Below are 19,862 nucleotides of genomic sequence, written 5' to 3' on the forward strand. Positions count from 1 at the left end.
CTGTCGGGCGAGCGGAGCGACGGCGTCCGCCGGCGAACGGATACGGCACGTTTGGGACGGGCAGGTGGGCGCGGAGCGGCGGAGAGGGTAGCGTGCGTAACGCGCCACCGGCGTTTGTTCTTGGCCGCGCGCCTCTCGGCCATCCCCCGGAAGGGATGGCAGAAGGCACGCCCGAGGCAGGCACAACGGGTGTGGACGTCGACGCGGCCCCCAGGTCCGCTCCGCCTCCACCCGTCTGGCCTGTCCGGCCGCAACGGCAATCGTCCAGCAGCTGGCGCGCCCGTGAGACTGGCGTATGGAGAGAAGCGAAGACCTGTGAGTGCTGCGACGACGACGCGGAGCCGTACGGCCCGTACCCCCGTTCCCGACCGTCTGTGCGCCGAGGCGGTGGACCTCGCACGCGAGGCCGCCGAGGAGGCGGCCGCGCCCGCTGTGGTCGGTGAGCATGTCGGCGTGGTCTCCGAAGGGGACCGGGTCGTCACGCACTACTTCGAGGCCAGGGAGCCGGGCTACCGGGGCTGGCGCTGGGCGGTGACGGTGGCGCGGGCCTCCCGCGCGAAGAAGGTCACCCTGGACGAAACGGTGCTGCTGCCGGGCGCGGACGCGCTCCTCGCGCCGGAGTGGGTGCCGTGGAGCGAGCGGCTGCGCCCCGGCGACATGGGCCCCGGCGACCTGCTGCCCACCGAGGCGGAGGACCTGCGGCTGGAGCCCGGCTGGAGCGGCGAGGACGAGCCGCCGCCGAACTCGATCGTCTCCGCGGAGTTGGCGGAGCTGGCCGACGCGGAGGACGCCGAGCTGACCGACCGGCCGGTGGCCGCGACCAGCCGGGGCTCCATCGCCGCGGTGGCCGAGGAGCTGGGTACGCGCCGGGCGCGGGTGCTGTCGCGGTACGGGCTGTACGAGGCGGCCGACCGCTGGGACGAGGCGTTCGGCCCCAAGACGCCGATGGCCCAGGCGGCTCCGGCGACCTGTGTGAGCTGCGCGTTCCTGATCCCGATGGCGGGTTCGCTGAAGCAGGCGTTCGGGGTGTGCGCGAACGAGTTCGGCCCGGCGGACGGGCATGTGGTGTCGCTGGCGTACGGGTGCGGCGGGCACTCCGAGGCCGCGGTGATGCCGGCCCCACCGAAGCCGGCGCCGCACGCCCTGGACACGATGCGGGTGGACGCGTACGCGCTGCGGCCGCAGCGGGGCGGCGGTTCCGTCCCGGACGAGCCGGACGGTGCGTCGGAGGACCTCGGCCACTCCTGACGCTCCTGGCCGCCGGGGGGACCGGGCTCGCGGTGCCCGGAGATCGCGGGACGCGGGGGTGCCGTATGCAGGTGCCCGGGCCCCGGGGCCCTGTCCGTGTGCGGCCCGGGCGGCCGAAGGCTCCGTCCTCGCACGCCGGACGGGCTGGTCATGCCCCGGCCGAGGGTTCCCTCGTCGGACGCCGGGAGGGCGCCGGACACCGTCGGCGCGGCACGCGCGGTACCTTCGGGCGCACACTGGGCCGCAGGGGCACCACGGCCCCCAGCCACCGAACGGAGTCGAGAGCGTGAGCATGAAGGCGACCGAGGGGGCCGATCCGTTCGGGACGGCACGGCTGCGGCGCGGCGTGCTCGACGCGTGGGGCGCCGGGCCCGCCCGGTTCCGGGAGGACGCCAACGCCGAGGAGGACCTCGCGCTCGGCGGCTACCGCGACCGCCTCGTCGTCGAGCTGGCCCAGAACGCCGCCGACGCCGCCGCCCGCGCCCGCGTCCCCGGCAGGCTCCGCCTCACCCTGCACCCCGCCGCCCCCGGCGACCCGGACGGCCGCTGTGTCCTGGCCGCCGCCAACACCGGAGCCCCGCTCGACGCCACCGGCGTGGAGTCCCTGTCCACCCTGCGGGCCTCCGCCAAGCGCGAGGGCCACGAGTCCGCCGTGGGCCGCTTCGGCGTCGGGTTCGCCGCCGTCCTCGCGGTCAGCGACGAGCCCGCCGTCCTCGGCGTCCACGGCGGCGTCCGCTGGTCCCTGGCCGAGGCCCGCGAGCTGGCCCGTCGGGCGGCCGTCGGCTCCCCCGGCCTCGGGGACGAGCTGCGCCGCCGCGACGGACACGTACCGCTGCTGCGCCTGCCGCTGCCGGCCGAGGGCTCCGCGCCCCGGGGGTACGACACCGTCGTCGTGCTGCCGCTGCGCGACGGCACCGCCGAGGATCTGGTGGCGCGGCTGCTGGCCGACGTGGACGACGCGCTGCTGCTCACCCTGCCCGGCCTGGTCGAGGTCGTCATCGAGACCCCGGACTGGACGCGGACCCTGACCCGCTCGGTGCACGGTCCGTACACGCACGTCGATGACTCCGCGCGCGGCCTGAACCGCTGGCGCACGGTCTTCCGCCACGGGCCCGTCGAGCCCGCCCTGCTCGCCGACCGGCCGGTCGAGGAGCGGCTGCGCCCGCACTGGTCGGTGACCTGGGCGGTCCCGGTCGACGAGGAAGGCGCCCCGCTCCATCCCCGTACGGCGCCCGTCGTGCACGCCCCGACGCCCACCGACGAACCCCTCGGCATCCCCGCCCTGCTCATCGCCTCCCTTCCGCTGGACACCGCCCGCCGGCACCCCGCACCGGGGCCGCTGACCGACTTCCTGGTGGAGCGGGCGGCCGACGCGTACGCCGAACTGCTCGGCCACTGGCGGCCGGTGTCGACCGGGACCATCGATCTGGTGCCCGGCCGGCTCGGCAAGGGCGGGCTCGACGGCGCTCTGCGCGGCGCGATCCTGGACCGGCTGCCCCGCGTCGCCTTCCTGGAGCCCGCCGCTCCCCGCGGCCCCGAGGCCGAGCCGGTGTGGGCGGACGGCTGGGAACAGGAGCAGGACGGGGAACGGGACCGTCCGGAGGACACCGCATCCGATGCCCGGGCCCTGCGGCCCGTGGAGGCCGAGGTCGTGGAGGGGGTCGGAGCCGAGACCGTACGGGTGCTCGCCGAGGTGCTGCCCTGCCTGCTGCCCGCCGGCCTGGAACGGCGTACCGAGCTGCGCACCCTCGGGGTGGCCCGCGTCCCGCTGACCGAGGCGATCGACCGCCTCGCCGGACTGGAGCGCGACCCCGCCTGGTGGCACCGGCTCTACGACAGCCTCGCGGGCACCGACCCCGACCGGCTCACCGGCCTCCCCGTCCCGCTCGCGGGCGACCCGGAGGGCCAGCGGGCGGGCCGCCCGCCGCGCACCGTGATCGGGCCGCGCCAGATCCTGCTGCCCCTCCCGGACGCGCTCACCGGACCCGTGCTCGGCCGGCTCTCCCGGCTCGGACTCAAGGTCGCCCACCCGGACGCCGTGCACCCCCTGCTGGAGAAGCTCGGGGCCCTGCCCGCCACCCCCCGCGCCGTCCTGACGACCCCTCAGGTGCGGGCGGCCGTCGCGGGATCGCTCGACGCGGGTGAGATCTGGGACGAGGACGCGCTCGACGCCGACGAACTGGCGGAGACCGTCCTCACCCTGGTGCGCGACGCCGAACTCGCCCCCGGCGACGAGCCCTGGCTCGGCGCGCTCGCCCTCCCCGACGAGGACGGCGAACCGGCCCCGGCGGGCGAACTCGTCCTTCCCGCAAGCCCGTTCGCGCACGTCATGCGTGAGGGGGAACTGGGCTTCGTCGACCAGGAGCTGGCCGACCGCTGGGGCGAAGCCCCGCTCACCGCCTGCGGGGTGCTCGCCACCTTCGCCCTCGTGCGGGCCACCGACGTCGTCCTCGACCCGGACGAACTGGAGCCCCGCGACGGCGACTTCGCCGAACCGGACGACGCCGGGCTGCTGGACGCCGTCGACGTGTGGTGCGAGGACCTGCTCGACCAGCTGCCCGAGACCCCGGTGCCACCCGTCGCCACCGAGATCGTCGCCGTACGGGACCTGGACCTGGTGGACGACGACGCCTGGCCGCAGGCGCTCGCCCTGCTGGCGCAGCCGCCGTTGCGCGACGCGCTGACCCAGCCGGTGCGGGTGCTCCTCCCGGACGGCACGACACGGTCCGTGCGCCCCTACACCGCGTGGTGGCTGCGCGACCACCCCGTGCTGGACGGCCGCCGCCCGGCCGGACTGCGCGCGGCGGGCGGCGATCCCCGGCTGGCCGGGCTGTACGACGCGGTGGACGCGACCGGCTTCGACGACACCGAGGTGCTGCGGGCCCTCGGCGTGCGGACCTCGGTGGACGCCCTCCTGGACGAGCCGGGCGGCGCGGCCGAACTGCTGGGCCGCCTCGCCGACGAGGACCGCCCCGTCACCCCCGTACACCTGCACGCGCTCTACACGGCACTGGCCGAACTGGACCCGGACCAGGTGACGCTGCCGGACGAGCTGCGGGCGGTGGTGGACGGCGAGGTGACGGTGGTCGACGCTGCCGACGCCGTGATCGCGGACGCCCCCGACGTCCTGCCGCTCACCGAGGGCCTGCCCCTGCTCCCGGTCGCCCCGTCCCGCGCCGCCGACCTGGCCGACCTGCTCCAGGTGCGGCGCCTCGGCGAGACCGTCGAGGCGGACGTCACCAGCGAGGGCGAGGAGCACTGCGTACCGGAGGCGGTCCGCGTCCTGCTCGGCGCCCGCACCCCGGACACGTACGTCGAGCACGCCGAACTCCGCGCGGGCGGCATCGAACTGGACTGGCGCCGCACGCCGGACGGCACCGTCCACGCCGCGACCCTGGAGGGCGTGGCGGCCGGCCTGGCCTGGGCGGCGGGCCAGTGGCCCCGCCGCTTCGAGGTCGCGGCCCTGCTGGAGGACCCGTCCCGGACGGCGGAACTGGCGCGGGACCGCTGGTTCGACTGAGCCGGCCGGGCGGGGGCCGGTGGGCGGACGGGGCGCGGATCAGGTGGCTTCACAGAAAAATCATGGATGTGTACAACCGTTCACCTGGTTTGCCGGTCTGATCCAGTGAGCCAAGAGGCTCATGGATCAGATGGGCCCCGCCGGGCTGACGACACAAGCGCGCCCCGGGGCCCCTTCTCCACTTGGGGACACATGCGTATTCGTGCCACCGTGGCCGCTGTCACCGGCGCCCTGGCCCTTTCCGCTTTCGCAGTGCCGGCCGCGCAGGCCGATGACGGTCGCTCCTGGACCGTGGACCGCGGCTTCACCGCCTTCCAGCCCTCGGCGGGGGAGAAGTCGCAGCGTGCCTTCGCCGCCACCGAGTTCGGCAACGGCAAGATCACCTCGGCGGTCGTCAACGGCGGCAAGCCGATCGTGGTCGGCACCAAGTCGAAGCAGACGGTGCCCTACACCGTGACGGCCACCGACGACTCCGGCATCGCCGGTGCCGCCGCGTTCATCTGGATCGGCTCGTCCATCGACGACGAGGACAGCTTCGGCTTCGGTCCGAACGAGAAGTCGATCTCCTGCAAGGTGGTCAACACCACCACCACGACCTGCAAGGGCACCATCACGCTCGACCCGGCCTTCCTGATCAGCTCGGACGCGACCTGGTGGCGCGTCGGTGCCGCCGCCGGCGCCAACGACGGCGAGGAGATCTCGCAGGACGTCGTCTCCAAGGTCCGCGTCCAGCGCTTCTCCAAGCTGACCGTGAACGCTTCGCCCGAGCCGGTGAAGAAGGGCAAGACCATCACGGTCACCGGCAAGCTGACCCGTGCGAACTGGGACACCGGTACGTACAAGGGCTACAGCAACCAGTCCGTGAAGCTCCAGTTCAAGAAGAAGGGCGCCAAGAGCTACACGACGGTCAAGACCGTCAAGACCAGCTCCACCGGCACCCTGAAGACCACCGTCAAGGCCTCGTCCGACGGTCACTGGCGTTACAGCTTCGCCGGTACGCCGAGCACCCCGGCCGTCTCGGCCGCCGGTGACTACCTCGACGTGAAGTAGTAGCCGCAGGCATACGGAGAAGCCCCCGGGAGGACCACCGTCCTCCCGGGGGCTTCTCCGTGTCCGTGGCCGGCCCTACGCCCGGAAGCGCCGCCCCACCCAGCGCCAGACGAACTCCAGCGCGACGGCCGCCGCAGCCGCGATGCCGACCGCCGCCCACGGCATCACCGACCCCACCAGCTTCAGCGCGAAGAAGTCCTGGAGCCACGGCACCACGAGCACGATCAGGAAGCCGAGCCCCATCGCCGCCACCAGCGCGACGCGCCACCAGGTGTAGGGGCGGGCGATGATCGCCAGGACGTACATCGAGACCAGGAACAGCGCCAGCGTCGCCGCGCTCGTCTCGGCCTCCAGCACGCCGTCGCCGGAGTAGTGGTGGCGGGCCAGCAGGTACGTGACGAAGGTGGCCGTCGCCGCGATGGCACCGGAGGGGATCGCGTACCGCATGACCCGGCGTACGAAGTGGGGCTGTGCGCGCTCCTTGTTCGGCGCGAGGGCCAGGAAGAACGCCGGGACGCCGATGGTCAGCGTCGACAGCAGGGTCAGGTGCCTCGGCAGGAACGGGTACTCCACCTGGGTGCAGACCACCAGGACGGCCAGCAGCACCGAGTAGACCGTCTTCGTCAGGAAGAGCGTTGCGACGCGGGTGATGTTGCCGATCACCCGGCGGCCCTCGGCCACCACCGAGGGCAGCGTTGCGAAGCTGTTGTTCAGCAGCACGATCTGCGCCACCGCGCGCGTCGCCTCCGAGCCCGAGCCCATCGAGACGCCGATGTCCGCGTCCTTGAGCGCGAGGACGTCGTTCACGCCGTCGCCGGTCATCGCGACCGTGTGGCCGCGCGACTGGAGGGCGGCCACCATGTCGCGCTTCTGCTGCGGGGTGACCCGGCCGAAGACCGCGTTCCGCTCCAGGGCCGTGGCCATCTCGTCCGGGTCGCTCGGCAGCCGGCGGGCGTCCAGGGTGTTCTCCGCGCCCGCGAGGCCCAGCTTCCCGGCGACCGCGCCGACCGAGACCGCGTTGTCGCCGGAGATGACCTTGGCGGCCACGTTCTGGTCCGCGAAGTACGCGAGCGTGTCGCCCGCGTCCGGGCGCAGCCGCTGCTCCAGGACCACCAGGGCGGTGGGGGATGCTTCGGAGGCCACGCCGGGCGCGTCCAGTTCACCGCCCGGTACGCGGGCCAGCAGGAGGACCCGCAGGCCCTGCTCGTTGAGCTGCTCGATCTGCCCGAGGACCGGGTCGCCCTCGGGGAGCAGGACGTCGGGTGCGCCGAGCAGCCAGGCGGAGCCCGTCCCGTCCGGCTCGGTGAACGCCGCGCCGCTGTACTTGCGCGCCGAGGAGAACGGCATCGCGTCGGTGACCGTCCACGCCGTCGCGCTCCCGCCGTCCGCACCGCTGCCGTCCGCGTCGCCGCGTTCCGTGCCGTTCCCGCCCACGTCGCCGCCATCCGCCGGGTACGCGTCGATGATGGCCTGGAGGCTGGCGTTGGGCCGCGGGTCCGAGGAGCCGAAGGCCCGCAGCACTCGCTGGACGTACGCCTCGTCGCCCCCGTGCAGCGGCCGGACCTCGCTGACGTCCATGCCGCCCTCGGTGAGCGTTCCCGTCTTGTCCAGGCAGACCACGTCCACGCGGGCGAGCCCCTCGATGGCGGGCAGTTCCTGGACCAGGCACTGCTTGCGGCCGAGCCGGACGACTCCGATGGCGAAGGCCACCGACGTCAGCAGGACCAGCCCCTCGGGGATCATCGGGACGATGCCGCCGACCGTCCGGGCGATGGAGTCCTTGACGTTGGTGTCCTTCACGACGAGCTGGCTGATGATCAGCCCGATCGCCGTCGGGACCATCATCCACGTGACGTACTTCAGGATCGTGCTGATGCCGCTGCGCAGTTCGGAGTGGACCAGCGTGAAGCGCGACGCCTCCTCCGCGAGCTGTGCGGCGTACGCCTCGCGGCCCACCTTGGTCGCGGTGAACGCCCCGCCGCCCGCGACGACGAAGCTGCCGGACATCACCTGGTCCCCGGCGCGCTTGACCACCGGGTCGGCCTCGCCGGTGAGCAGCGACTCGTCGATCTCCAGGCTGTCGGCCTCCGCGACCGTGCCGTCCACGACGACCTTGTCACCCGGCCCCAGCTCGACGAGGTCGCCGAGGACGATCTCGGAGGTGGAGATCTCGGCGGCCACCCCGTCACGGCGCACGGTCGGTTTCGCCTCACCGATCACCGCGAGGCTGTCCAGGGTCTTCTTGGCCCGCCACTCCTGGATGATGCCGATGCCGGTGTTGGCGACGATCACGAAGCCGAAGAGGCTGTCCTGGATCGGCGCGACGAACAGCATGATCACCCAGAGCACGCCGATGATCAGGTTGAACCGGGTGAAGACGTTGGCCCGGACGATCTCGGTGACCGAGCGCGAGGAACGTACGGGTACGTCGTTGACCTCGCCGCGCGCGACCCGTTCGGCGACCTCGGCGCTGGTCAGGCCGGTCGCCCGGTGGGCCGGTGCCGGTGGCTCCATCGGGTGCACGGGATCGAGTTCCGCCCCCGCGTCGATCTTGGCCTGCCGGGAGGTCCCGGAGGTCCCGGAGCCCTCGGAGGTCCGGGAGGTTCCGGGGGGTTGCTTCCCGGGGCCGGGAGTCTGTCCCCCGGAGGAATCGAGTGCCCGCTGCGTCATGGGTCCGACGTTACGGGCGTGCCCGTGGAATCACCCACCGGGAGGGGTGAAGATCCGACCACGGGTGGAGGAAGTCGGGCCCCTGGTTGTACAGCGGCGAGGTCCGTCAGCCGCGTCGTCGGAGGAGGCCGAACGTCACCCGCGTCGGCGCAGTTTCCCCCGCGTGACCGGTGCCGGCGGAGTTTCCCGCTCGTGACCGGCGTCGGCGGAGCTTTCCCCGTGTGACCGGCGTCAGCCGTGTCCGTCGGTGCGGTCCGTTCGGCTGCCGCCCAGGGCGCTGCCCTCGGCCTCCGCGCCGGCGGCTTCCTTGGCCGCGACGCGGGCCGCGTGCCGCTTGAGTGCGGCGTCGCGTCCGCGCACGTACCAGATGCCGATCAGGCCGAGCCCGGCGCCGGCCAGCGGGGTCCACACCCACCAGGTGTGACCGCGGTCGGCGAACCAGCCGTAGAAGGGGAGCTGGGCGAGGAAGAGGACGAACCAGAGGATCGTGCCGCCGACCACGGTGGCGACGACGGGGCCCTCCAGGGGTTCGGGCGCCTCGTGCTGCGGTGTCCACTTCTCCATGTCCTCAGTGTATGGCCGGGTCGGAAGCGCCCGGATCGGCGGGTACGAGGCGGCGGGGAGGCGTCCCGGACCGCGTTCGGGACGCCTCCCCGACCTAGGGGCACCAGGGGTCTACGCGCGGAGATAGCGATCTTCGCTTGATGTATTCATACTGAATCTGCTTTGGGTTGGCTCGAATTCTTCGTCTGAACATCCAAAAGCGATCACCTTTCGTCCCTTTGCTGCCCGCCTGGCAGTGCCCCGCCTTACCTCCCTACGTACGACTGAGGTCACCCATGTCCCCCTCGGCCACCGCTCCGGTCGACTCCCCGCCCCCGTCGGCTCCGCAGCCCCAGGGCAGCCTGGACCGGTTCTTCAAGATCTCCGAGCGGGGGTCCACCGTCGCCCGCGAGTTCCGCGGCGGGTTCGCCACGTTCTTCGCGATGGCGTACATCATCGTGCTCAACCCGATCATCCTGGGCAGCGCGAAGGACATGTACGGCCACCAGCTCGACAACGGGCAGCTGGTCACCGCCACCGTGCTGTCCGCCGCCTTCTCCACCCTGCTGATGGGCGTCATCGGCAACGTGCCGATCGCGCTCGCGGCCGGCCTCGGCGTCAACACCGTCGTCGCGCTTCAGCTCGCCCCCCGGATGAGCTGGCCCGACGCGATGGGCATGGTCGTCCTCGCGGGCATCGTGGTGATGCTGCTGGTCGCCACCGGGCTGCGGGAACGCGTGATGAACGCGGTGCCGAAATCGCTCCGCAAGGGCATCGCGATCGGTATCGGCCTCTTCATCCTGCTGATCGGCCTCGTCGACTCGGGCTTCGTCTCGCGCATGCCGGACGCCGCGCACACCACCGTGCCGCTCCAGCTCGGCGGCGACGGTCACCTCAACGGCTGGCCGGTGCTGGTCTTCGTGCTCGGCGCGCTGCTCACGCTCGCGCTGATCGTGCGCAAGGTGCCCGGCGCGATCCTGATCTCGATCGTCGCCATGACGGCCGTCGCCGTGGTCATCGACGTGATCGCGGACCTGCCCGCCGGGGCGTGGGGCCTGACGACGCCCGCGTGGCCGGGCAGCCCGGTCTCCACACCGGACTTCGGGCTCCTCGGCGAGGTCAGCCTGTTCGGCGGCTTCGAGAAGGTCGGCATCCTGACGGGCGTCCTGTTCGTCTTCACCGTGCTGCTGTCCTGCTTCTTCGACGCGATGGGCACCATCCTCGGCGTCGGGGACGAGGCGAAGCTGATGGACCAGGACGGCAACTTCCCCGGCATCAACAAGGTGCTGCTCGTGGACGGCCTCGCGGTCGCCGCGGGCGGTGCGAGCTCCTCCTCCGCCACCACGTGCTTCGTGGAGTCCACGGCGGGCGTCGGCGAGGGCGCCCGCACCGGACTGGCGAGCGTCGTGACCGGTCTGCTCTTCTCGGTGGCGCTGTTCCTCACACCGCTGGCGACCATGGTCCCGTCGCAGGCGGCCACGCCCGCCCTGCTGGCGGTCGGCTTCCTGATCATCGCGGGCTCGGTGCGGGACATCGACTGGAGCGACTACACGCTGTCGATCCCGGCGTTCCTCGCGATGCTGATGATGCCGTTCACGTACTCGATCACCAACGGCATCGGCATCGGCTTCATCGCCTTCTCCGTGCTGCGGCTGGCGGCCGGTCGCGGCCGTGAGGTCCCGGCGGCCATGTACGCGGTGTCGGCGGTGTTCGTCTTCTACTACGCGATGCCGGCGCTCGGCCTCACGTGAGCGGAGGCGTCGTCACGTGCCTCGGTCGTCGTGCGCCTCGGCTGACCCGGGACGTCGCACCCCTCATGTGACCGGTGGTGTCACACTCCTGGAGTCGCCGTAGAACTTCTCCGTCTCCTCGACGGCCGCGGTGAAGCGTTCGTCGAAGTCGTCACGAATGAGCGTCCGGACCACATAGTCCTGGACGCTCATTCCGCGTTTGGCGGCGTGCTGCCGGAGCCGGTCGAGCAGCTCACCGTCTATCCGCAGGCTGAGCACTGTCGATCCCATGCCCAGCAGGGTCGCCGCCCCGGAGTGTTCTTCGCGTCACTTTCCACGCCGAACTCACTCGTTCGGGTGAGTATTTTTCGGCGTGTGCGCGATCGAGTGGTATTTAGGTTGGGTAATGAGTTACGCTAACAAACATGCCTGACCTGATCCACGACGGCGACAGTGCCGCCGCCGTGAGCTCCCTCCGCTCCGCCGTGATGCTGCTGGGCCGTCGCCTCAAGCACCAGCGGGTCGACGAGTCGCTGAGCCCCACCGAGATGTCGGTGCTCGGCACCCTCGCCCGCTGCGGCTCGGCCACCCCCGGTGAGCTGGCCCGCAAGGAGCACGTACAGCCTCCGTCGATGACCCGCATCGTCGCGCTGCTGGAGGCGAAGGGGCTGGTCAGGCTCGAACCGCACCCCGATGACCGTCGGCAGAAGATGGTCAGCCAGACCGAGCAGGCCGAGGCCATGCTCGCGGAGAGCCGCACCAAGCGGAACGCCTGGCTGACCCGGCTTGCCGAGGGCCTGGACGAGGACGAGTGGGAGACGCTTCGGGCCGCCGCGCCCGTGTTGGAGAAGCTCGCCCACCTGTGACCCCACGGGCGCGCCGACGGTGACCCGCCGCCGGACCGGACGTACGCCGTCCGCTCCGCACCGGGCCCCCGCCGGAGCGCCCGTCGTCACGTCCTCGTCGGACCGAACACCGCAGACGCCGAGGAGATGAACCCTTTTGAGTACGGGATCCGGAGCAGACTCCGCCCCCGCACCGACTTCCACCCACGAGAGCACGACCGGCGGGACCTTCTCGTCGCTGAAGATCCGTAACTACCGCCTGTTCGCCACGGGCGCCGTGATCTCCAACACCGGTACCTGGATGTCCCGCATCACGCAGGACTGGCTCGTCCTGAGCCTGACGGGTTCCGCGACCGCCGTCGGTATCACCACGGCCCTCCAGTTCCTTCCGATGCTGCTCTTCGGCCTGTACGGCGGCGTCATCGCCGACCGGCTCCCGAAGCGGCAGATCCTGCTCGTCAGCCAGGCCATGCTCGGCCTGTGCGGCATCGCGCTCGCCGTCCTGACCCTGACCGGGGTCGTCGAGGTCTGGCACGTCTACCTGGTCGCCTTCCTCCTCGGCATGGTGACCGTCGTCGACAACCCGGCCCGGCAGTCGTTCGTCTCCGAGATGGTCGGCCCCGCGCACCTGCGCAACGCGGTCAGCCTGAACTCGGCGAACTTCCAGTCCGCCCGGCTCATCGGCCCCGCCGTCGCGGGCGTCCTGATCACCACGGTCGGCAGCGGCTGGGCGTTCCTGCTCAACGGCCTCTCCTTCCTGGCCCCGCTCGCCGGCCTGCTGCTGATGCGCAGGGACGAGCTCCACGCCTCGGTGACCGTGCCCCGCGCCAAGGGCCAGCTCCGCGAGGGCCTTGCTTACGTCCGGGGCCGCCCCGAGCTGGTCTGGCCGATCGTCCTGGTCGGCTTCGTCGGCACGTTCGGCTTCAACTTCCCGATCTGGCTGACCGCCTTCGCCGACGAGATCTTCGACGGCGGCGCGGGCATGTACTCCTTGTTCAACATCCTCATGGCGGCCGGTTCGCTGGCCGGCGCGCTGCTCTCGGCCCGCCGCCGCTCCTCGCGGCTGCGGATGCTGGTGGTGGCGGGCACGGCGTTCGGGCTGCTGGAGATCGCCGCGTCGCTCTCCCCGTACGTCTGGCTGTTCGCGCTCCTGCTGGTCCCGATCGGCATGCTCGGCCTGACGACGAACATCACCGCGAACACGAGCGTCCAGATGGCCGCCGACCCGGAGATGCGCGGCCGGGTGATGAGCCTGTACATGATGGTCTTCGCCGGGGGCACGCCGGTGGGCGCCCCGATCGTCGGCTGGATCAGCGACACGTACGGCGCCCGCGTCGGCTTCGCGGCCGGCGGCGCGATCTCGGTGATCGCCGCCCTGGCCGTGGGCTTCGCCCTCGCCCGCGTCGGCGGCCTCCGCCTGAAGGTGGACCTCCGTCCGGGCCGCCCGCACGTCCGCTTCGTCCCGCGCGAGCAGCTGGCTACGGCCGCGTAGGGCGGTGGGCCCGGCCCCCACGTGTGGAAACGCCCTCCTCCCGGTCTCTTCCGGGAGGAGGGCGTTCTTCGTGTGCGAGGTGTCAGTCGCGGGGGAAGGCGTCGGTCTTCAGGACCAGGTCCATGGAGGTGCCGGTGAGGTCGACATCGAGGCCGAAATCGGCCACGAGCTTCTGGTGGTAGCCGCCGTCCTTCGGCTCCGAGTGGAGGAGACAGCGGCCCGTGTACGGATCGACGATGAGGAAGACGGGCACTCCGGCGGCCGCGTAGGCATCCTTCTTGGGTCCGTAGTCCGCCGCGGCCGTGCCCTTGGAGATGACTTCGGCCACGAACTCCACGTGCTCCGGAAGCCAGCGCCCACGGCTGTCCTTGCGCGCCGTGTCGAACAGCTTCACCACGTCGGGGGCGAAGCCGTTGCCCTCGCCGAAGTCGATGCGCACGTCCGAGAGCAACCGGTCCTCTGCGAATCGAGGCAGCAGTTGCCTGATGATGGCCAGAATGATTCGCCAGTGTGTGTCCCGCTGCGGCGACATATGGACGGTCCCCTCGACGATCTCGACCTTGAATCCCTCGGGGACGGGCTCAAGCCACTCGAACATCATGTCCAGGGTGCGCTCGTCGCTGGTGTCGGCCATGTCGATCCTGTCGGTGTCTACGACGGTCATCGTGCCGCTCCTCCCCACTGCCGCACGGGCGTGCGGGCAGCCGCGTAGTCCAACGATAGGCCGGGCCCGCCGGACACGCCCGGGCCTGCGGACGGACCATGTCCGGAGCGGAGGCTGGGGGCGGTCCGGGCCTGGTCGCGGGCGCCGCGGGCGGAGCCGTTACGCTCGAAGGGTGGATCCGAAGACCAGAAACCGCATCATGGCGGCCGTGCTCGTGCTGATGTTCGTCGTCGTCGCCGTGTCAGCCGCTTTCGGCGCCTGAGCCGGAGGGCGCCGGGGCAGCAGGGGCCGCGGGCGAGGACGTACCGGCCGGTGTCGCCTGAGTGCCGGTCGGGGGCGTCCCGGTACGAGCCGGGGGCGTCCCCGTACGAGCCGCGTCGGCCAGCCTTTCGCCCCGCTGCACCAGCACCACCGCCCCGACGACACCCACCGCGCCCAGCAACTGGAGCGGACCCAGGGTCTGCCCCAGGAAGAGGTAGCCGAGGACCGTGGCGCACAGGGGCGAGGCGAACGACAGGAACGAGGCGGCGAGGGCCGGCAGCCGCGCGATGCCGTTGAACCACACGATGTACGCGAGCAGCGCCCCGACGATCGCCAGGTAGCCGAAGCCGCCGACGTTGGCCCAGGTCAGTTCGGACGGCAGCGATTCGCCGAGCAGGGTGGCGGGCAGCAGCACCAGACCACCGACGGTGAGCTGCCATCCGGTGAAGGCCATCAGCGAGACCCCTTCGGGTCGCCCCCATCGCTTGGTCAGCACGATCCCGGCCGCCATGCTCAGGGCCCCCACGAGCCCCGCCGCGACGCCCACGCCGTCCAGTGCCGCATCCGGCCGGAGCACCAGCAGTGCGACCCCGGCGGCGGCCAGGAGGCAGGCGCCGAGGTGCGGGGCGCGGATGCGGGTGCCGAGGCAGCAGAAGTCCGAGGAGCATCACGATCAGCGGCTGGACGGCCATGACGAGCGCGGCCACTCCGCCGGGCAGGTGGTAGGCGGCGACGAAGAGGCAGAAGAAGAAGGCTCCGATGTTCAGGGTGCCGAGTACGGCCGCGCGCAGCCACCAGACGCCCCGGGGCAGGACACGGGTCAGCGCGAGCAGGACCAGCCCGGCGGGCAGCGCGCGCAGTGTGGAGGCGAGCAGCGGCCGGTCGGGCGGCAGGAACTCGGTGGTGACGAGGTAGGTGGAGCCCCAGACGGCCGGGGCGAGGGCGGTGAGCAGGGAGATCCTGACCGTGCGGGACCGGTCGGCCATGGCGGGCTCCTGGGGGCGCGGGGTGGGGGCGGCTGCGGCCATCGGGTCGGTGCTCACCGCCCGAACGTCTCGCTGAAGCAGGTCAGCGCACGGTCCCGGCGGCCCGGGTGGGTGCGGGTCTCGGCGGGGCGGCCGAGGGACATGAGCAGGGCGATGTGGAGGTGGTCGCGGCCGTCGATGCCGATGGCCTTCTTGACGGCGTCCTCGTCCCATCCGTTCATGGGGCTGGTCGCGAGCCCGGCGGCCTCGGCGGCGATCATCAGGAAGGAGGCGGCGATCATGGCGTCCTTCACCGCGTACTCCCGCGCGAGCCCCCGGGTTTCCAGGTCCTCCTGGAACCTCCGCACGTCCCCGGGCGAGGCGGCCGCGTACTCCTCGGACCAGGCCCCGTTGGCGCGGGCCGTCTCCCAGATGTCGCCGCGGTCCTCCCGGTGGGCGGCCGACTCCGCGACGAACACGAGCATCACCGGCGCCTCCTGCGGGTGGGGCTGCCCGCCGGTCGCGGCGGTGAGCGCACGGAGGCCGGTCGCGTCCGCGACGGTGACGACGGAGCGCGCCTGGAGATTGAAGCTGGAGGGCGCCTGGAGCGCGAGATCCGTCAGCCTCCGCAGGAGGCCGACGGGTATCGGGTCGGGCAGGTAGTGGCGGACGCTGCGGCGGGAGTGGATGACGCGGGCGACGGTGTCGAGGTCGCCGGTCGCGGGGTGGGCCCGCGCGTCGGCGGTCGTGGGGTGGGCCGAGGCACCGGCCCACCCCACGACCGGGTGGGCCGAGGCGTCGGCACAATCATTCGACGTCGAACTATCTCTCATGGAACGGAAAGGTAGGGTGCGAGGTAGGATTACGTCAAACAGTTCGACGTGGAAATATCTGGAGCGAGGTCGGGCCATGGGTGAGACGGGTGCGCAGGCGCGCGATGCGGTTGACGGCTTCCTGGACCAGTGGGCCGCCCTGAGGTCCGACCTGGATCTGGAGGCCATGGGCGCGGTGGGCCGGCTTCTGCGGCTGACCCGGCTCGTCGACAAGGAGGTCGGCCGGTACTTCGCCGAACACGGCATGGAGCGCTGGGAGTTCGACGTCCTTGCCACCCTGCGCCGCAGCGACCGCCCGCTCACCCCCAAGGAGCTGGCCGCCAGCGTCATGGTCAGCTCCGCCGCGCTGACGAACCGGATCGACCGGCTGGCCGCCCGGAACCTGGTAGCCCGGGAGGCCGTCCCCGGCGATCGCCGCAGCCTGTACGTCACGCTCACCGACGCCGGGCGGGCGCTCGTCGACGACACGGTGGAGGGGCATGTGCGCAACGAGCGCAGGATGTTGGCGCGGTTGGACGAGAAGGACTGCGAGGAGCTGAACCGGCTGCTGCGGACGCTGCTGGTCACGTTGGAGGGTGACGCCTGATGGGGGCATCGGGCGTGGGGCCGCCCTCGGCAGCTGAGGCTCAGCCCGTATCGGACCGAGACCCCGTCGCGGGCGCGATGCGCGGGGCCCAGGTGTGCGCAGGTGTCAGGACTCGGGACGCTCCCGGCGGCGGCAGGCGTCGGCGAGGGGCTCCCGTACGCGTACGTCGAGTGCGAGGTTCACCTCGTCCACCAGGTCGATGGCCTCGTCGACGTCCAGGCGGAGTGCGGCCGTGTGGCGGACCTCGCCGTTGAAGGTGACGACCAGTGGCAGTTCGAAGGCGGTCTCCTGCCGCCGGACGTCGATCACGCGCATGACGGGCCGCTCCGGGATGCGCTGGACGGCCCAGCCGTCGGGTGATCCGTAGCGCGGTGGAGTAGCGCGCGAGGGCGGGGGAGTAGCACTCATGATGTCGCCTTCCGTGATGGTGTCCGGTCTTTCCGTTACGAGCATCGGCGCTGGTGGCTACTCTCGAAAGGGGCTTCGCGTAGCCCTATCGCCATAGGCAACAACGGAGTTGGTATGCCCAAACGCAAGTCCGAATCGGGTGAGACGTCGGCCCGGCAGATGCTCCACGACACGTTCAGGAAGCTGCGGGAACAGCGCGGGCTGACGCTGGACGACCTCCACGACGAGACGACGTACGACCGCTCTTATCTGCACAAGCTGCTGCACGGCACGCGGTTGGGGTCCCCGGAGGTGTGGGCGTCGCTGGACGGTGTGTTCGGTACGGGGGAGCAGCTGCGCCAGCTCTGGGAGCTGGCGCGGGACGACGCGTTCGGCAGCCGGTACAAGCGGTTCATGCAGCTGGAGCGGGAGGCCACGGTCCAGTACATGTACGCGTGCAGCACGATTCCCGGACTGCTCCAGACCAGGACGTACGCGCGGGAGGTGCTGGAGCACGGGCGGCCTCGGGACGCGGCGGAGCTGCAGGAGGACGTGGAGGCTCGGATGGGCCGTCAGAGCGTCCTCGAAGGCGAGGACGCGCCGTTCTTCCGGGCGGTGCTCGACGAGGCGGTGTTCCGGCGTGCGGCGGCGCAGCCCGCGGTGTGGCTGGAGCAGTTGGAGGCCCTGCTGGAGTGGCAGAAGCGGCCGAACGTCACGATCGAGATGCTGCCGTTCTCGGCCGGACTGCACGATCTGATGGGTGGCTCGCTCACGGTTCTGTGGCTGCCCAGCGGTAAGTCGGTGGCCTACCTGGAGGGCAGCAAGTCGGGTGAGCTGGTGGAAGATCCGGCCCGGGTCGATGAGCTGCGCCTGTCCTACGATGTGTCGCGGGACCGGTCGCTCTCCCCGGAGCAGACAACCCAGTTCATCGAGCAGCTGATCAAGGAGATGCGCGCATGCGTTCCCAGCGACCCGACCTGACCGCCGTGATCTGGCGGAAGTCTTCGTACAGCAACTCGGACGGCGGGCAGTGCGTCGAGGTGGCCGATGGTTTCCCCGGTGTGGTGCCGGTGCGTGATTCGAAGCGGCCGGAGGGGGCGGCGCTGGTGTTCGGGGCGTCGGCGTGGGGGGCGTTCGTCCGGGACGTGCGCTGAACCCTGCGGCACGCTGCCGCACCCCCGGCTTGTGCTGGGGGACCGGTCGCGCTTCCTGGTGCGGACGACCCAGTTCATCGAGTAGCTGATCAAGGAGATGCGTACATGCGTTCCCAGCGACCTGATCTGACCGCCGCGAGGTGGCGGAAGTCCTCGTACAGCAACTCGGACGGCGGTAACTGCGTCGAGGTGGCCGATGGCTTCCGCGGTGTGGTGCCGGTGCGTGACTCGAAGCGGCCGGAGGGGGCGGCGCTGGTGTTCGCGGCCTCGGCGTGGGCGGCGTTCGTCCGGGACGTGCGCTGAATCTTCCCAGTGCTCAGCGGTCCCCCGGCCCGGCTGGGGGACCGTTCTCGTGGTCAGGGGCCGGGACAGGGGTCAGGGACAGGGCCAGGGGTCCGGGTCCGGGCCGCTCGACGCTCGGAGCTGGGCGCGGGCTCCGTGGCCGGGGGTGCTTGCCTGGAGTGGACTCGAAGGAGTTGGCTGGGGAGCCATGGAGTACACACAGCTCGGACGTACGGGACTCAAGGTCAGCCGGCTCGTCCTCGGGACGATGAACTTCGGCCCGCAGACCAACGAGTCGGACAGCCACGCCATCATGGACGCCGCGCTCGGCGCGGGCCTGAACTTCTTCGACACGGCCAACGTCTACGGCTGGGGCGAGAACAAGGGGCGCACCGAGGAGATCCTCGGCACCTGGTTCGCCCAGGGCGGCGGCCGGCGCGACAAGGTGGTCCTGGCCACCAAGATGTACGGGAACATGGGCGCCGACGGTGAGGCCTGGCCGAACCACGACAAGCTCTCCGCCGTGAACATCCGGCGGGCGGTCGACGCCTCGCTCAAGCGCCTCCAGACCGACCACATCGACCTGTACCAGTTCCACCACGTCGACCGGGACACCCCCTTCGACGAGATCTGGCAGGCGATCGACGTCCTGGTCCAGCAGGGCAAGATCCTCTACGCCGGGTCCTCGAACTTCCCCGGCTACAAGATCGCCCAGGCCAACGAGCAGGCCGCCCGCCGGGGCTCGCTCGGCCTGGTCAGCGAGCAGTGCATCTACAACCTCGCCGAGCGCCGCGCCGAGATGGAGGTCATCCCGGCCGCGCAGGAGTACGGACTCGGGGTCATCCCCTGGTCCCCGCTGCACGGCGGTCTGCTGGGCGGCGTCATCCGGAAGACCACCGAGGGCGGCCGCCGCGCCTCGGGCCGCGCGGCCGACGCCCTGGCCGACCCCGCCACCCGCGCGCAGATCCAGGCGTACGAGGACCTGCTCGACAAGCACGGCCTGGAGCCCGGCGAGGCGGCTCTGGCCTGGCTGCTGACCCGCCCCGGCGTCACCGGCCCGATCGTCGGCCCGCGCACCGCCGACCAGCTGGACAGCGCCCTACGCGCCCTGGAACTGGACCTCCCGGAGGCCGTGCTCACGGGTCTGGACGAGATCTTCCCCGGTCCGGGCCCGTCGCCGGAGGCGTTCGCCTGGTAGCGGCGCCCTCGTAGTCGTAGCGGAAGGGTCCTCCCGTCGGCGTGACGGGAGGACCCTTCCGGCGTTCGTTCGTGCGTCACCGGCCTGCCGGCCGGTGTCCGTGCGTTCGGGCGTCGCCTGGCTCAGAACGGTGTTCGCGCGTCGCCGGGCTCAGAACGGCATGTGGCCGCGGGCGCGGCGACCGGCCGAGCCGCTGCGGCCGACGGCCTTGGAGCTGCTGCGGAACGGCTTGCTGAAGAGGCGGCCCAGAACGCCGGGGGCCTTGCCGCCGGCGCGGGAGCCCAGGCCCAGCGTGCGCTGTGTGCCGCGTTCCGGGTGGCGGGAGAGGCGCGGTACGAAGAAGGCGAGTACGGCGAGAACGACGCAGACAGCGACGATTCCTACGACCATCATGGCGATTCCTTGTCCTGGTGCGGTGGCTTGGGTTGTCGGCT

18 protein-coding genes and 1 pseudogene are annotated in these 19,862 nt (G+C 71.7%); 11 read left to right on the forward strand and 8 right to left on the reverse strand.

The window, feature by feature from the left end:
• Positions 1–315 precede the first annotated feature (315 nt).
• The 3 genes from QFZ71_RS16915 to QFZ71_RS16925 all read left to right on the forward strand — a co-directional run bounded on the left by QFZ71_RS16915 (position 316) and on the right by QFZ71_RS16925 (position 5,818).
• A complete protein-coding gene (locus tag QFZ71_RS16915; protein WP_307669048.1) occupies positions 316–1,248 on the forward strand; it encodes a DUF3027 domain-containing protein in 933 nt (310 codons plus the stop codon).
• Positions 1,249–1,540: 292 nt separating this feature from the next.
• Entirely contained in the window at positions 1,541–4,768 is a 3,228-nt protein-coding gene (locus tag QFZ71_RS16920) for a sacsin N-terminal ATP-binding-like domain-containing protein (RefSeq protein ID WP_307671486.1), read from the forward strand.
• Positions 4,769–4,960: 192 nt separating this feature from the next.
• On the forward strand, positions 4,961–5,818 hold the full coding sequence (locus QFZ71_RS16925; protein ID WP_307669049.1) for a calcium-binding protein: 858 nt from the start codon (positions 4,961–4,963) through the stop codon (positions 5,816–5,818).
• 75 nt (positions 5,819–5,893) lie between these two features.
• On the opposite strand, the gene QFZ71_RS16930 is transcribed toward QFZ71_RS16925, so the two are convergent.
• Entirely contained in the window at positions 5,894–8,488 is a 2,595-nt protein-coding gene (locus QFZ71_RS16930) for an HAD-IC family P-type ATPase (protein ID WP_307669050.1), read from the reverse strand.
• Between the two features lie 231 nt (positions 8,489–8,719).
• A complete protein-coding gene (locus QFZ71_RS16935) occupies positions 8,720–9,052 on the reverse strand; it encodes a DUF2530 domain-containing protein (RefSeq protein ID WP_307669051.1) in 333 nt (110 codons plus the stop codon).
• 275 nt (positions 9,053–9,327) lie between these two features.
• Here QFZ71_RS16935 and QFZ71_RS16940 point away from each other — a divergent pair, with 275 nt between their 5' ends.
• Positions 9,328–10,782, forward strand: coding sequence for an NCS2 family permease (locus tag QFZ71_RS16940; protein ID WP_307669052.1), 1,455 nt, complete (start codon positions 9,328–9,330; stop codon positions 10,780–10,782).
• A 63-nt stretch (positions 10,783–10,845) separates the two neighbouring features.
• Here QFZ71_RS16940 and QFZ71_RS16945 read toward each other — a convergent pair whose 3' ends face one another.
• Complete coding sequence (locus QFZ71_RS16945; RefSeq protein WP_307669053.1) at positions 10,846–11,052, reverse strand: hypothetical protein; 207 nt, start codon at positions 11,050–11,052, stop codon at positions 10,846–10,848.
• Between the two features lie 134 nt (positions 11,053–11,186).
• Between QFZ71_RS16945 and QFZ71_RS16950 the strand changes: the two genes are divergently transcribed.
• Both QFZ71_RS16950 and QFZ71_RS16955 read left to right on the forward strand, forming a co-directional pair.
• On the forward strand, positions 11,187–11,627 hold the full coding sequence (locus tag QFZ71_RS16950) for a MarR family winged helix-turn-helix transcriptional regulator (RefSeq protein WP_307669054.1): 441 nt from the start codon (positions 11,187–11,189) through the stop codon (positions 11,625–11,627).
• A 136-nt stretch (positions 11,628–11,763) separates the two neighbouring features.
• A complete protein-coding gene (locus QFZ71_RS16955) occupies positions 11,764–13,098 on the forward strand; it encodes an MFS transporter (RefSeq protein WP_307669055.1) in 1,335 nt (444 codons plus the stop codon).
• An 82-nt stretch (positions 13,099–13,180) separates the two neighbouring features.
• On the opposite strand, the gene QFZ71_RS16960 is transcribed toward QFZ71_RS16955, so the two are convergent.
• From QFZ71_RS16960 to QFZ71_RS16970, 3 genes and pseudogenes are all read right to left on the reverse strand, one after another.
• Complete coding sequence (locus QFZ71_RS16960) at positions 13,181–13,762, reverse strand: Uma2 family endonuclease (RefSeq protein ID WP_307669056.1); 582 nt, start codon at positions 13,760–13,762, stop codon at positions 13,181–13,183.
• Positions 13,763–14,003: 241 nt separating this feature from the next.
• A pseudogene (locus QFZ71_RS16965) lies at positions 14,004–15,009 on the reverse strand (EamA family transporter).
• A gap of 53 nt (positions 15,010–15,062) precedes the next feature.
• Positions 15,063–15,821 (reverse strand): nitroreductase family protein, encoded by a 759-nt coding sequence (locus QFZ71_RS16970; RefSeq protein ID WP_307669057.1) that lies wholly within the window; start codon positions 15,819–15,821, stop codon positions 15,063–15,065.
• A gap of 76 nt (positions 15,822–15,897) precedes the next feature.
• Here QFZ71_RS16970 and QFZ71_RS16975 point away from each other — a divergent pair, with 76 nt between their 5' ends.
• Positions 15,898–16,407 (forward strand): MarR family winged helix-turn-helix transcriptional regulator, encoded by a 510-nt coding sequence (locus tag QFZ71_RS16975; RefSeq protein ID WP_307669058.1) that lies wholly within the window; start codon positions 15,898–15,900, stop codon positions 16,405–16,407.
• Positions 16,408–16,512: 105 nt separating this feature from the next.
• On the opposite strand, the gene QFZ71_RS16980 is transcribed toward QFZ71_RS16975, so the two are convergent.
• Complete coding sequence (locus tag QFZ71_RS16980) at positions 16,513–16,815, reverse strand: hypothetical protein (protein ID WP_307669059.1); 303 nt, start codon at positions 16,813–16,815, stop codon at positions 16,513–16,515.
• 114 nt (positions 16,816–16,929) lie between these two features.
• Here QFZ71_RS16980 and QFZ71_RS16985 point away from each other — a divergent pair, with 114 nt between their 5' ends.
• From QFZ71_RS16985 to QFZ71_RS17000, 4 genes are all read left to right on the forward strand, one after another.
• Positions 16,930–17,775 carry a helix-turn-helix transcriptional regulator gene (locus tag QFZ71_RS16985; protein ID WP_307669060.1) on the forward strand — a complete coding sequence of 282 codons (846 nt, stop codon included), beginning with the start codon at positions 16,930–16,932 and terminating at the stop codon, positions 17,773–17,775.
• The gene (locus QFZ71_RS16990; protein ID WP_307669061.1) at positions 17,751–17,948 is read left to right on the forward strand and encodes a DUF397 domain-containing protein; all 198 of its coding nucleotides are present in this window, start codon (positions 17,751–17,753) and stop codon (positions 17,946–17,948) included. The genes QFZ71_RS16985 and QFZ71_RS16990 overlap by 25 nt, the downstream gene beginning before the upstream one ends.
• Before the next feature lie 105 nt (positions 17,949–18,053).
• A complete protein-coding gene (locus QFZ71_RS16995) occupies positions 18,054–18,251 on the forward strand; it encodes a DUF397 domain-containing protein (RefSeq protein WP_307669062.1) in 198 nt (65 codons plus the stop codon).
• 187 nt (positions 18,252–18,438) lie between these two features.
• Positions 18,439–19,428, forward strand: coding sequence for an aldo/keto reductase (locus tag QFZ71_RS17000; protein ID WP_307669063.1), 990 nt, complete (start codon positions 18,439–18,441; stop codon positions 19,426–19,428).
• Positions 19,429–19,578: 150 nt separating this feature from the next.
• Here the strand turns inward: QFZ71_RS17000 and QFZ71_RS17005 are convergent, their stop codons facing one another.
• Positions 19,579–19,821 carry a DUF6411 family protein gene (locus QFZ71_RS17005; protein WP_307669064.1) on the reverse strand — a complete coding sequence of 81 codons (243 nt, stop codon included), beginning with the start codon at positions 19,819–19,821 and terminating at the stop codon, positions 19,579–19,581.
• Positions 19,822–19,862 lie beyond the last annotated feature (41 nt).

The sequence above is a fragment of the Streptomyces sp. V2I9 genome (assembly GCF_030817475.1).
In the GTDB taxonomy this organism is placed as follows: domain Bacteria; phylum Actinomycetota; class Actinomycetes; order Streptomycetales; family Streptomycetaceae; genus Streptomyces.